General features: G+C 71.3%; 7 protein-coding genes and 1 pseudogene. 5 read left to right on the top strand and 3 right to left on the bottom strand.

The window, feature by feature from the left end:
• Positions 1-158: 158 nt before the first annotated feature.
• Positions 159-431, bottom strand: a pseudogene (locus VFJ94_RS16555) (tyrosine-type recombinase/integrase); the annotation flags it as partial.
• A 232-nt stretch (positions 432-663) separates the two neighbouring features.
• Here VFJ94_RS16555 and VFJ94_RS13245 point away from each other — a divergent pair.
• Together VFJ94_RS13245 and VFJ94_RS13240 are read left to right on the top strand one after the other, a co-directional pair.
• Positions 664-909: a type II toxin-antitoxin system prevent-host-death family antitoxin gene (locus VFJ94_RS13245; protein WP_325004688.1), complete on the top strand. Its 246-nt coding sequence runs from the start codon at positions 664-666 to the stop codon at positions 907-909.
• A complete protein-coding gene (locus VFJ94_RS13240; RefSeq protein WP_325004687.1) occupies positions 906-1,163 on the top strand; it encodes a Txe/YoeB family addiction module toxin in 258 nt (85 codons plus the stop codon). Before VFJ94_RS13245 ends, VFJ94_RS13240 begins: the two co-directional genes overlap by 4 nt.
• Before the next feature lie 154 nt (positions 1,164-1,317).
• On the opposite strand, the gene VFJ94_RS13235 is transcribed toward VFJ94_RS13240, so the two are convergent.
• Entirely contained in the window at positions 1,318-1,671 is a 354-nt protein-coding gene (locus VFJ94_RS13235; RefSeq protein WP_325004686.1) for a VOC family protein, read from the bottom strand.
• A gap of 424 nt (positions 1,672-2,095) precedes the next feature.
• On the opposite strand from VFJ94_RS13235, the gene VFJ94_RS13230 reads away from it, so the two are divergent.
• Complete coding sequence (locus VFJ94_RS13230) at positions 2,096-7,921, top strand: fibronectin type III domain-containing protein (protein WP_325004685.1); 5,826 nt, start codon at positions 2,096-2,098, stop codon at positions 7,919-7,921.
• A gap of 188 nt (positions 7,922-8,109) precedes the next feature.
• Here VFJ94_RS13230 and VFJ94_RS13225 read toward each other — a convergent pair whose 3' ends face one another.
• Positions 8,110-10,518, bottom strand: a complete 2,409-nt coding sequence (locus tag VFJ94_RS13225; protein ID WP_325004684.1) for an HAD-IC family P-type ATPase — start codon at positions 10,516-10,518, stop codon at positions 8,110-8,112.
• A 148-nt stretch (positions 10,519-10,666) separates the two neighbouring features.
• Here VFJ94_RS13225 and VFJ94_RS13220 point away from each other — a divergent pair, with 148 nt between their 5' ends.
• Both VFJ94_RS13220 and VFJ94_RS13215 read left to right on the top strand, forming a co-directional pair.
• Positions 10,667-12,088, top strand: coding sequence for an NAD-dependent malic enzyme (locus VFJ94_RS13220; RefSeq protein ID WP_325004683.1), 1,422 nt, complete (start codon positions 10,667-10,669; stop codon positions 12,086-12,088).
• Positions 12,089-12,098: 10 nt separating this feature from the next.
• A complete protein-coding gene (locus tag VFJ94_RS13215) occupies positions 12,099-13,424 on the top strand; it encodes an MFS transporter (RefSeq protein WP_325004682.1) in 1,326 nt (441 codons plus the stop codon).
• Positions 13,425-13,507: the final 83 nt, after the last annotated feature.

The raw sequence follows: 13,507 nt of genomic DNA, 5'->3' as shown, positions 1-13,507 counted from the left end.
CATGCCGCGGATGGCGCATTCGACCTGATCCGACACGGGCTGGACATCAGCAGGGCGCGAGTGGCGCGCGGGCTGATCCGCATCCCTCGTGCCGCCGATGACGGCCTGGCCGTTGTACATCCAACTGACCATCCATTGAGGCGTATGGGAGGGGTCTTTCATGGACGCCGGTGGACTCCAAGTCGGCTGGGTGCGAGGAGGCGCATGGGTGGCTCAAAGCGCTCGTAATGAATAGGTCGTCGGTTCGATTCCGACAAGCGGCTCCGCGCATCACCACAGGTCAGGCCGTAGAGGTCAATCGTCGTGGCCTCCGAAACGTGCCCCAGAATGCGCTGGACGACGTTCGGCTCGGCACCTCCGCCAAGCCAGATCGAAGCGGCCGTATGCCGCAGACCGTGAGCGCGCAGGGTCGGCCGACCGATGGCCGCGCACGCGTGGCGCCATCCGGCGGATCACTTCCACGTGGACTGCCAGAGCGGCCCTGCTCCGGGAGCGCGGAACAGCCAGTCCGAAGGGTGACTTGCCGGCGCCTCGGCGGCAAGCGAGGAAGCAGCACCCGGACGCCGCGCGCGAACTTTCACCCACATGCCGATGAGCGAGGTTGGACGTCACTTCCGCGACAGCCAAGTGGTACTATTTCTTGTACCACTTTGGAGGAGTCGCATGGCGGTGACCGCGAGCGAAGCGCGCAGGAACCTGTTTCCCTTGATCGAGAGGGTCAACGAGGATCGGATCCCGATCGAGATCACCTCGCGCCGAGGGGATGCCGTGCTGCTCTCTCGCGCTGACTACGACGCGCTGGAGGAGACTGCGCACCTCCTGCGCGTGCCAGCCAATGCCAAGCGCCTCCTGGAGAGTCTGCAGCAGGCCCGCGCCGGTGAGCGGGAAGAGCACGACCTCGTTCAGTGAGACTCGTATTCACCCCGCATGCCTGGGACGACTACACCTTCTGGCTGACCACGGACCGGTCCAACCTGAAACGGATCAACCGTCTGATCGAAGATGCGCTTCGCGATCCCACCTCTGGGATCGGCAAGCCGGAGCCCCTGCGCCACATGATGGCCGGCACCTGGTCACGGCGCATCACGGAAGAACACCGGCTCGTGTACCTCGTGGAGGGCGACGACCTGGTCATTCTCCAAGCCAGGTTCCACTACACGTAGCCGCTCGTCGAAACGGAACGTCCACGCAACAGCACGGGTCAGGCCTCCAACTCGCCAGAGTCGGGCGCCTTCTTCGTTGCCGCCCTCAGCCGCCGATGCGCCCGAAGGCTCACGACCTCCTGCGCGGCGTCACCCGCATACTGGGAGGCCGCGCTCAGGCGGGCTGCCACAGCTCAATCCGGTTGCCCTCGGGGTCGGTGACCCAGCCGAATCGGCCGACACCCTCCATCTCCTGCGTCTCGTCGGTCACCTCCGCCCCCTTCGAGCGCAGCTGGGCGAGCATCGCATCCAGATCGCGGACCCGGAAGTTGAGCATGGTGTGCTGGGCGCGGGACCCGAAGTAGTCGGTCTCGGACTCGAACGTCGCGAACACCGTTGGCCCGGCCTCCTGACGCCACAGGCCGTTCTCATCGGCGTCCAGACCCAGGCAGTCGCGATACCACGCGCTCAGGCCCTGCGGGTCGGTCGCCCGCATGAAGTATCCACCGATTCCCAGCAGGCGTTCCATGTGCCTAGATTCGCATGCCGGCGATGCTGGCGATGCCGGCGATGGGCTGTGCCGTCGTAGGCGATGACGCAGGCACCGAGAGCAGATCACTGCGTTTGCGAGACGCGCCCGCGGCCGGGCCAGATACTGGACACGGCGTGCCGGGGGGTAGCGCCGATGTGGGGGGCCGCATGACGAGGTGCATCTTCTGCGTGACGCGTGTCGGTGCTCGACGCGTGTCCCTGGCTCGTCGTGACCGGGGTCATCGTCACTCGGGCCTCGTCGTGGCGGGACCCCGGCGGCCGCACAGCGGTCTGCCCAGGCGGTGTCCCTCCCAGGTCTGCGCCTGCGCCCCGGAGGGGCACGTGAGGTAGCCGGCAAGGTTTCCACAAGGCCGCCGGACCACGTGGACCGCCCGGTCCGGCTGATCAAGGGCAGGTATGCGATGAGCTTTTCCCGCTGGCAGACCACGACCACCCGACCTCGTACCGCGCGGCGCCACGGTGGCCGCCGGGGGCCCGCCCACTGGAGACCCGCACGACCGGAGCGGTGGCGCGGCGTCGCTGCCGGCACCGCGCTGCTGCTGCCCTTCGCGCTGCTGTCCCCCGCCTCGCTCGCGCCCGCGCAGGCGGCCACCGGCACGGTGGGGTCCGGCTTCACCGTGACGCCGTCCGACCTCGCGTTCATCCTCAAGCAGATCAAGATCGCCGAGGCGCACGCCAGGACCCTGACCGCGGCCAACCCGTGCGGGACGCTCGTGGGCTCAGGCCCGGACCAGATCCCCGACCGCTTGACGGCATACGGGCTGCGCACGGTCGACGGCTCCTGCAACAACCTCTTCCCGGGACGCGAGACCTTCGCGGCGGCCGACCAGCCCTTCCCCAGGCTCACGACACCGACGTTCCAGCCGGCCGACCCCGTCCCGGCCGGTTTCGGGCCGGCCGGGTCCACCTCCTATGCGCAGAAGAAGGGCAACGTCTTCGACGCCGAGCCGAGGGTGGTCAGCAACCTCATCGTCGACCAGACCTCGACGAACCCGGCGGCGGTGGCCGCGGCGGGCTTCCCGGTGCGGACCCAGGGCGCCACGGGCAAGTTCCCGTGCACGACCGACCCCGACCCGACGACGGTCCCGCCGACCGACGGCTCGCCCGCCGGGTGCGTCCCGTCGCACCACACGCTCGACATCCCCAACGTGACGACCGACGTCGGGCTCTCCCCGCCCTACAACTCGTGGTTCACCTTCTTCGGCCAGTTCTTCGACCACGGCGTCGACCAGACGGTCAAGAGCGGGGCGAGCGTCTTCGTCCCGCTGCACGACGACGACCCGCTCGTGACGCTCGGCCCGGACGGCAAGGCCGGGACCGGCGACGAGGTGCCCCCGAACCAGCGGTTCATGGTGCTGACCCGCGCCCAGAACCAGCCGGGACGGGACGGCATCCTCGGCGACGACCCGGCGACGGCGGTCGACGAGAGCGCCGACGACGTGCAGAACGCCACCAACACCGACAGCCCGTGGGTCGACCAGAGCCAGACCTACACCTCGCACGCCTCGCACCAGGTCTTCGTGCGCGAGTACGTCCTCAACGCGAGCGGTAGGCCGGTCTCCACCGGGAAGCTGCTGGGCGGCCTGCCGGCCGGTCAGACGTATGCCGGGTCGCCGGACGGCACGACCGGGATGGCCACGTGGGCCTCCGTCAAGAAGCAGGCCGCCGAGCTGCTCGGCCTGCGCCTGGTGGACGCTGACGCCACCAACGTGCCGATGCTCGCCACGGACCCCTACGGCAAGTTCATTCCCGGCCCCAGCGGGTTGCCGCAGTACGTGACGAAGAACGGGCTCGTCGAGGGCAACCTCGCGTCCCCCGTGCCCGTGCCGGCGGACGTGCTGCACTTCGACACCCCGTTCCTCACCGACATCGCGCACAACGCCGACCCGAGCCCCCAGGACTCGGACCACAACCCCGGCACGCCACCGGTGGCACCGGCCCCGGACGCGGACGACACGCCCTCCGCCGATTTCGCACGCCAGCCGGCGGGCACCTACGACGACGAGATGCTCGACGCCCACTTCGTCGCCGGCGACGGGCGGGTCAACGAGAACATCGCCCTGACGGCCGTCCACCAGATCTTCCACTCCGAGCACGACCGGCTCGTCGACGACATCAAGGGCGTGCTGACCCGAGACACGAGCTCCGCGGGCGTGCTCGCCCTGGCCCAGTGGAAGCTCGCTGCCGGCACCCCGGACGGCTGGAACGGGGAGCGCCTCTTCCAGGCCGCCCGGTTCATCAACGAGATGGAGTACCAGCACCTCGTCTTCGAGGAGTTCGCTCGCAAGGTCCAGCCGGCGATCCGGCCCTTCCACGTCTACAGCCCCGACATCAACGGGGCCGTCCAGGCGGAGTTCGCCCACGCCGTCTACCGTTTCGGGCACTCCATGCTCGACGACGAGGTCGCGCGCGTGAACATCAACGGGTCGAACAACTCGATCCCGCTGCTCAAGGGCTTCCTCAACCCACCGGAGTACTTCAACGGTGGGCCGTCCGGCACGCTGACGCCGGAGGAGGCCGCCGGCTCGATCATCATGGGCTCCTCCGACCAGGTCGGCAACGAGCTCGACGAGTTCGTCAACGAGACGCTGCGCAACAACCTCCTCGGCCTGCCCCTCGACCTCGCCACCCTCAACCTGACGAGGGCTCGCGAGGCCGGGGTGCCGACGCTCAACGCGGTGCGCCGGCAGCTCCACGCCGCCACGAACGACGGCCAGCTCGCGCCCTACGGCAGCTGGGCCGACTTCGGCCAGAACATCAAGCATCCCGAGTCGCTCATCAACTTCGTCGCGGCATACGGTCAGCACCCCACGATCACGGAGGCGACGACCGTGGCGGCCAAGCGGGCGGCGGCCAAGGCGATCGTCGACCCGTCGGCGGCGCCCGCCACCGACCCCGCGCTCATCCCGGCGGACGCGGCCGACTTCCTCTTCGGCGCCGGCGCGTGGGCGACGGCTCCGGGCGCCCCCACGAGCACGGGCGTGGACAAGGTGGACCTCTGGGTGGGCGGGCTCGCCGAGAAGACGAACCTCTTCGGCGGGCTGCTCGGGAGCACGTTCAACTACGTCTTCCAGAACCAGCTGGAGAGCCTGCAGGACGGCGACCGGCTCTACTACCTGGCCCGCACCCGGGGCCTCAACCTGCTCGCCCAGCTCGAGGGCAACTCCTTCGCCGAGCTCATCGGGCGCAACACCGACGGGACCAACTCCCTCAAGGCGGACGCCTTCGCGACGGCGGACTGCCGCTTCCAGCTCGCCAACCTCGCCGGCACGCCCGCCGGCTACACCCAGTTCGGCTCCACCGTGGCCGACGACCCGTCGACGACGGGCAAGTGCGACGAGTCCAAACTCCTCCTGCGCAAGCCCGACGGGACGATCCAGTACCGCTCCGTCAACGCCATCGACCCCCCCGGCATCAACGGTCAGGGCGTCTACAACGGCACTGCCGGCGTCGACCGGATTTGGGGTGGCAGCGACAACGACACGTTCTGGGGCGACCAGGGCAACGACATCATCGAGGGCAACGGCGGGGACGACGTGGCGCTCGGCGGCGCGGGCAACGACATCATCACCGACCTGTCCGGGGCCGATGTGCTCAAGGGCGGCCCGGGCAACGATGCGCTCGACGCCGGCCCGGACAACGACATCATCCTCGGCGGCGACGGCAGCGACTTCACCAACGGCGGCGCCAACGACAACGAGACGTTCGGGGGCCCGGGCAACGACTTCATCATCGCCGGGCAGGGCGCCGACCTCGGTCAGGGCGACGGCGGCGACGACTGGATCCAGGGCGGGTCGGGGCAGGACCTGCTCGTCGGCGACTTCGGGGCGCCCTTCTTCGACGACCCCGGGCAGACGGCGCCGGGCAACGACGTCTTCATCGGCCAGGTCGGCGAGAACGACTACGACGCGGAGGGCGGCGACGACATCATGGCGCAGAACGCGGCCATCGACCGCAACGCCGGGGCGGGAGGGTTCGACTGGGCCATCCACCAGTACGACACCGTCGGGGCCGACGACGACATGGCGATCAACAACAACCTGATCGGGGTGCCGCTGCCGGTGGTCGTCAACCGCGACCGCTGGCAGGAGACCGAGGCCGACTCCGGCTCGGCGTTCAACGACGTCATCCGTGGTGACGATGCCGTGCCCAGCCAGGTCGGCGGCGCGGGCTTCACCGGCTGCGACGTGCTCGACCAGGCGGGCGTGGACCGGATCAGCGGGCTCGCAGCGTTGCTGCCACCGCTCACCGGGGCGCTGGACCCGGTCGTCGCCAACTCCGCGCCGGGCGCCTGCCCGCTCTCGGGGCCGATCTGGGGAGAGGGCAACATCCTCCTCGGCGGCGGCGGCAGCGACACAATCACCGGTCGGGGCGGCAACGACATCATCGACGGCGACCGGTCGCTCACCGTCCGGATCAGCGTCCGCACGAACCCGGCGGACCCCGCCACGGAGATCGGCTCCACCGACCTGATGGAGCGGCCCTTCCAGGCCGGCAACCCCAAGACGCTGCAACAGGCGGTGTTCGACGGGTCGGTCGACCCGGGCAACCTCGTCATCGTCCGGGAGATCAAGGACGCCCCCGCGGGCGACACCGGCGTCGACACGGCGGTCTTCGCCGGCCCCCGGTCCAACTACACGTTGTCGACCAGCGGCGACGCGCTGACGGTGACCCAGACCGGGCCCGACGTGGTGGGCCAGAAGGTCAGCGACGGCACGGACACGCTGCGCAACATCGAGGCCGTGCAGTTCTCGGACCAGACGATCCAGGTGCGGACGCCCGACGCGCCGACGATCGGCACCGCGGTGGCCGGCGCCTCCTCCGCCACCGTCGAGTGGAGCGCACCCGCGCCCAACGGCGGCCCGGCGGTCACGTCGTACGAGGTCGTGGTCTCCTCGGGCGGCTCGGTCGTGCGCACCATCACCGGCCTGTCGGGGCAGGCGACGAGCGAGGTCGTCAGCGGGCTGACCATCGGCCAGGCCTACACCTTCGCGGTCCGGGCCCTGAACGCCTTCGGCGGCGGAGCGCTGTCCGCGGCCTCCAACGAGGTGGTCCCCTTCGGGCTGCCCGCGGCGCCGTCGGGCGTCGTCGGAGTGCCGGGGAACGGGTCGGTCCAGCTGTCCTGGACCGCCCCCGACGACGGGGGGTCGCCCATCGTCGGCTACCAGATCCAGGTCATGGTCGGCCCCGACGCCGTGCGCCTCGAGAGCAGCTTCGGCACCGCGACGACCATGACCATCACCGGGCTGACGAACGGCACGGCATACACCTTCGCCGTCCAGGCGTTCAACCGCGCCGGCCCCGGTGACCTATCGGCGCCGTCGGCACCGGTGACCCCGGGCGGGGCGGTCCCCGCCGCGCCCACCGCCGTCACCGCCGTCGGGGGCAACGGCTCGGCCGCGGTGTCGTGGACCGCCGGAAGCAGCGGGGGCTCGGCGATCACGGGCTACCGGATCGAGGTGCGCAGGGGCACTACGGTCGTGCGCACCGACAGCCGCTCGGGCACGGCGACGAGCACGACCATCACGGGCCTGACGAACGGCACGGCATACACCTTCCGCGTGCGCGCCGTGAACGCGTCGGGGCTCGGCCCCTTCTCGCTCCCGTCCAACGCAGTGACCCCGGCACCGACGGTCCCCGCGGCGCCCACGGGCGTCACCGCTGTCCGGGGCAACGCCTCGGCCCCGCTGTCGTGGAAGGCTGGCAGCAACGGGGGTTCGGCGATCACGGGCTACCGGATCGAGGTGCGCAGGGGCACCACGGTCGTGCGCACCGACAGCCGGACGGGCACGGCGACGAGCACGACGATCACGGGCCTGACGAACGGCACGGCATACACCTTCAGGGTGCGCGCCGTGAACGCCGTGGGGCTCGGTGCGTTCTCGCTGCCGTCCAACGCCGTGACCCCGGCCACCGTGCCCGGCGCGCCCGTGATCGGCACACCGACCCAAGGCGCAGTGGGCGGCACGCTGACGGCGGTCGCCAACTGGACGGCGCCCACGTCCACCGGGGGCTCGGCGATCCTCAGCTACCGCGTGTCGGCCCTGCTCATGGCCGCCGACGGGGTGACCGTGGTCGGCTCGCCGATCGTCCAGGTGGCCGGTGCCGCGGCGCGGAGCCTGTCGTTCACCCTGCCCGCCGGCCGGTACCGCTTCCAGGTCGTGGCCACCAACGCCGTGGGCAACGGTGCCGCGTCCGCGAGGTCGGTGATCGTCCAGCCGCGGTGACGGAGGGGATGTGCACCCGGACGACCATTGGTCGGCGTTTCGCGGCGGTCCCGTGCTGGGGAGCGCCGAGCCGGCGGACCAATGGTCGTCCGTGTGCTCGCGAGCGGTCGGCGGGCCCGGCCGTCAGCCGTGGCTGCGCCCGGTGCCCCCCAGATATCTGCGGGGCTAGCTAGCGTCATGGCAGCACCTCACCCCCCAGACAACCGGGAGGCGGGGAGCCGGTGGATCAGCTCGACGACGACGCCGCCGAGGAGGCCGAGGCCGAGAGACTGCCACACCAGGTCGGCGGGAGCGTCGAAGGTGAAGAAGCGCCGGGCGACGGGGAGGACGAAGGCGAGCGTCGCGAGGGCCATCATGGCCGCGATGAGGGCGGCCTTCCACAGCCGCAGCGGACGCGACAGGACCGACAGGATCCAGAAGAAGACGACGAGCAGGGTGATCGTCGCGCCGGTGCCCGGCTGCCAGCAGGCCGTGTCCGTGACCGGGTTGGTGCCGGTGACGACGCCGCACCGGGTGGCGAAGTCGGCCCGGCCGACACCGTGCCGGCTGCCCGTGAGCACGTAGGAGGCGATGACGGCCAGGCCCGCGACGACCCCTGAGGGGACCGCGAAGCGCAGGATGCGGCGCAGGAAGCCGGGCTGGTAGCGGCGGGTGTTGGGCCCGAGCGCGAGGATGAAGGCCGGGATGCCGATCGTCAGGGTGGAGACGAGCGTCAGGTGGCGGGGGAGGAAGGGAAACGGCAGGGCCACCAGCGCGGCCGTGACGATGGCGACGAGGCTCATGGCGTTCTTGGCGAGGAAGAGGTTGGCGACGCGCTCGACGTTGCCGATGACCCGCCGACCCTCGGCGAGGACGTCGGGCAGGTGGGAGAACCGGCCGTCGAGGAGCACGAGCTCGGCCACCGCCTTCGTCGCCTGGGCTCCGTTGCCCATGGCCACGCCGATGTCTGCGTCCTTGAGCGCGAGGGCGTCGTTGACGCCGTCTCCGGTCATCGCGACGACGCGGCCGTCGGCCTGCAGGGCACGCACGAAGGCGCGCTTCTGCTCGGGGGTCACCCGGCCGAAGACCGTGCCGGTCGACAGGGCGGCCCGGAGCGAGTCCAGGTCACCGTCGAGCTCCCGGGCATCGACCGGCCGGCCGACGTCGAGCCCCACCTCCCGGGCCACGGCCGCCACGGTCCTCGGGTTGTCGCCCGAGAAGATCTTGATGGCGACGTCCTGCTCGGCGAAGAAGCGCAGCGTCTCGCGGGCGTCCGGCCGGACCTGCTCGACGAGGGTGACGAGCGCGGCTGGCTCCAGGGACCGGGGCAGGGTCGGCGACTGCAGGGTCTCGGCGCACGTCGCGAGGAGCAGCACGCGCCGCCCGCTGGCGGCGAGCTCGGCGGCCCGCGCGCGTGCCGGGTCGCCGTCGGCCAGCAGGACGTCGGGAGCGCCGAGCAGCCATGTCCCGCGGCCGGCGAAGGTGCCGGAGCTCCACTTGCGGTGCGAGGTGAACGGCACGCCCGCGGTGCGCGCCCAGCCAGTCGGAGCCGGCAGCGAGGTGCCGACCGCGGTGAGGGTGCCGTTGGCGTTGGGGTCGTCGGCGAGGGCGCCCAGCGCCTCGTGGACCTGGGCGACCTGCCGCCGCCCGAGGGGTTCCACCCGCTCGAAGGCGATGTCGCCGACCGTGAGGGTGCCCGTCTTGTCGAGGCAGACGACGTCGACGCGGGCCAGGCCCTCGACCGCGGGCAGCTGCTGGACGAGCACGTGCCGCCGCGTGAGCTGGACCGCGGAGAGGAGGAAGGCGAGTGAGGTGAGCAGCACGAGTCCCTCGGGGACGAGGCCGACGACGCCCGCGGCGGAGCGGATGACGACCGACTGCCAGCCCTGGTACCCGGCCGTCTGCCACTGGGACCAGATCTGCAGCGGCAGGGCGCCGGCGATGATCCACGTGATGTAGCGCAGCAGGGTGTTGACCGACGACTGGATCTCCGAGTGGGTCCGGGTGAACTTGCGCGCCTCGGCGGCGATCCGGTTGACGTAGGCGTCGGCCCCGACCGCCTCGGCGCAGAAGCGCCCCGCGCCGGCGACGACGCTCGTGCCGGAGCGGATCTCGTCACCGGCCGGGTGCGCGACCGGGTCCGACTCGCCGGTGAGGTTGGCCTCGTTGAGCTCCAGGCCGGCCGAGGACAGCAGGGTCCCGTCGGCGGGCACCTGGTCGCCGGTGCGCAGCTCGATGAGGTCGTCGAGCACGACCTCCGTGGTGGGCACGACGACCAGCGCCCCGTCGCGCACCACCCGGGTCGTCGGCGCGTTGAGCAGGGCAAGCCGGTCGAGCTTGCGCTTGGCGAGGTACTCCTGCGCGATGCCGATGCCGGAGTTGACGACGAGGACGATCCCGAAGAGCCCGTCCGCGACCGAGCCGGTCACCATCACGAGGACGAAGAGCGCGCCGAGGATGGCGTTGAAGCGGGTCAGGACGTTGGCCCGGAAGATCTCACCGAGCGAGCGCGACGTCCGCTCGCCGACCACGTTGACCGCCCCCCTGGTGACCCGGTCGGCGACCTCGCCCGCGGTCAGCCCCGCGTCCCGCGTCCTCGGCATCCGTGCGGTCGTCACCGTCGCATTGTCCCGCGGCGCGCGACTTCGCGTCCCCCGCCTGGCGATCGGCGGCATACGGCCCGTCGTCCCGAGGCGTATGCCGCCCGCGTATGCCGCCCCGCGAACGCGGTCCGGCGGGGCCCGGTCGCCGTGGGACGATGAACTCGTGACTGAGTCGATCCAACGCGCCCGCGCCACCACCGCCTCCTACTCGATCACCGTCCGCCTCCACACCGGGACCGACCCCGCAGTCATCGGCGCCCTGGCGGTCAAGGTGGCCGACGCGGGCGGGATCACCACGGCGCTCGACATCGTCGACTCCCATCCCGACCGGCTCGTCATCGACCTCACCTGCTCGGCGTCCGACGCCGACCACTCGCAGGAGATCGTCGACGCCGTCGAGAGCCTCGAGGGCGTCCGGGTCCACAAGGTGTCCGACCGGGTCTTCCTGCTGCACCTCGGCGGCAAGATCAGCGTCGAGTCCAAGGTCAACCTGCGCAACCGCCAGGACCTCGCCATGGCCTACACACCGGGCGTCGGCCGGGTCAGCCAGGCGCTCGCGGAGCACCCCGAGGACGTGCCCAAGCTGACCATCAAGGGCAACGCCGTCGCCGTCGTGACCGACGGCTCCGCCGTGCTCGGTCTCGGCAACATCGGCCCCATGGCCGCGCTGCCGGTCATGGAGGGCAAGGCCGCCCTCTTCAAGCGCTTCGCCGACATCGACGCGTGGCCGATCTGCCTCGACACCACCGACGTCGACGAGATCGTGCGCACCGTCGAGCTCATCGCGCCCGGGTTCGGCGGGATCAACCTCGAGGACATCGCCGCCCCCCGCTGCTTCGAGGTCGAGGCCCGGCTGCGCGAGCGCCTGTCCATCCCCGTCTTCCACGACGACCAGCACGGCACCGCCATCGTGGTGCTCGCCGCCCTGACCAACGCGTTGCGCTGCGTGGACAAGAAGCTGCCGGAGGCGCGCATCCTCGTCTCCGGTGGCGGCGCGGCCGGGTCGGCCATCGTCCAGCTGCTCCTCGCCGCCGGTGCCGTCGACGTGACCGTCTACGACCGGCCGGGGCTGCTGCACCGCGACGACGAGTCCCTCACCCCGGCGTGGCGGTCGCTGGCCGAGCAGACCAACCCCCGGGGTCTGCGCGGCACCCTGCGGGACGGCCTGCAGGGCGCCGACGTCTTCATCGGCGTCAGCGCCCCCCGCATCCTGGAGCCGGCGTGGCTGCCGGAGATGGCGCAGCAGCGCATCGTCTTCGCGCTGGCCAACCCCGACCCCGAGATCGACATCTACGAGGCGACGCAGCACGCCACCGTGGTCGCCTCCGGCCGCAGCGACTACCCGAACCAGATCAACAACGTGCTCGCCTTCCCGGGCGTCTTCCGGGGGCTGCTCGACGCCCGCGCGACCGACGTCACGACGCAGATGCTCATCCGGGCCGCCGAGGCGATCGCCTCCGTCGTCACCGACGAGCAGCTCAACCCCAACTACATCATCCCGAGCGTCTTCCACCCGGACATGAGCAAGACCGTCGCCAAGGCCATCGTCGACTGCCTGTCGACGACGCACCCGGCGGCCCCGTGACCGCCCCGGCATGATGGCGCATCCCGTCCAGCACTTCCCCGTGGGCGGCCGCCGCGCCTGGCTCGTGTGGGCCAGCGCGATCGCCGTCTACGTGCTCGCCGTCTTCCACCGGACCTCGCTGGGCGTGGCCGGCCTGCAGGCGGCCGAGCGCTTCGGCATCAGCTCCGCGCAGCTGTCGACCTTCACCATCGTGCAGCTGTTCGTCTATGCCGCCATGCAGCTGCCGGTCGGCGCCCTGCTCGACCGCTTCGGGTCCAAGCGGCTGCTCGGCGTGGGGCTGACGCTGCTCACGGCGTCGCAGTTCGCCTTCGCCTTCGTCGACTCATTCGCCGCTGCCCTCGTCTGCCGGGTGCTGCTCGGGATGGGCGACGCGATGGTCTTCATCTCCGTGCTGCGACTCGCCGCGTTGTGGTTCTCGCCGCGCCGCACGCCCATGGTGACGCAACTGACCGGCTTGCTCGGCCAGCTGGGGGCGCTCGCCGCCGCAGGTCCGCTCGCCGCCGCGCTGCACGCCTTCGGCTGGACGAGGTCGTATGCCGTCGCGTCCTCGCTGGGGGTGCTCACCGGCATACTGCTCGTCGTCGTCGTCAAGGACAGCCCGTATGCCGACCACGACCGCGACGAGCTGCGGCTGCGCGCCATGGCGCGCACCCTGGCGAACGCGTGGCGCGTCCCGGGCACCCGGCTCGGGCTGTGGAGCCACTTCACGTCCCAGTTCTCGGCGAACATGTTCACGATGCTGTGGGGCTTTCCCTTTCTCCTGTCGGGGCAGGGCGTGACGCCGCTCACGGCCAGCGCGCTGCTCATGCTCATGACGGTGACGACGATGATCACCAGCCCGGTCATCGGGTCGCTGACGATGCGCTTCCCTTTCTCGCGGAGCACGCTCGTGCTCGCCATCGTCGGCCTCGGCATGCTCATGTGGACGGTCGTCCTCGCGCTGCCCGGCCCCGCACCGGTGTGGGTGCTCGCGCTGCTCGTCGTCGCTGTCGCGATGGGTGGGCCCGGGTCGATGATCGGCTTCGACCTGGCGCGCACCTTCAACCCGCCCACCCGGCTCGGCAGCGCGTCGGGCATCGTCAACACCGGCGGCTTCGTCGCGACCCTCATGGCCGTGGCGCTGGTCGGGGTCGTCCTCGACCGGGTGGCGCCCGCCGGGCCCACGGCGTGGGACCACGACGCGTTCCGCCTCGCGATGCTCGTGCAGTATCCCGTGTGGGCGCTGGGGATCGCGCAGACGCTGCGCTACCGCCGCCGCGCGCGGCGTGCCGCGCTGGAGGCCGACCCGGAGGCGTATGCCGCGCTCCGCGCCGGCCGCCCGGCCACGTTCCACTGAGGCGCCGCGCGGGGGCTGCTGGTTGCTGCCGGACCGCCATCCGCGGGATCAACTGGCAGATCACCTTGCACCTGGCGCTGTCA

Origin of the sequence: Intrasporangium sp., assembly GCF_035688975.1 — a bacterium.
GTDB lineage: Bacteria > Actinomycetota > Actinomycetes > Actinomycetales > Dermatophilaceae > CALMNV01.
The sequence above is the reverse complement of the archived record's forward strand: the minus strand, read 5'-3'. Positions and strand labels throughout refer to the sequence as shown.

Bases quoted from the DNA above. Each gene is read 5' to 3' on its own strand.
- VFJ94_RS13245 (WP_325004688.1), top strand. From the start codon at position 664: ATGGCGGTGACCGCGAGCGAAGCGCGCAGGAACCTGTTTCCCTTGATC.
- VFJ94_RS13235 (WP_325004686.1), bottom strand. From the start codon at position 1,671: ATGGAACGCCTGCTGGGAATCGGTGGATACTTCATGCGGGCGACCGAC.
- VFJ94_RS13230 (WP_325004685.1), top strand. From the start codon at position 2,096: ATGAGCTTTTCCCGCTGGCAGACCACGACCACCCGACCTCGTACCGCG.
- VFJ94_RS13215 (WP_325004682.1), top strand. From the start codon at position 12,099: ATGATGGCGCATCCCGTCCAGCACTTCCCCGTGGGCGGCCGCCGCGCC.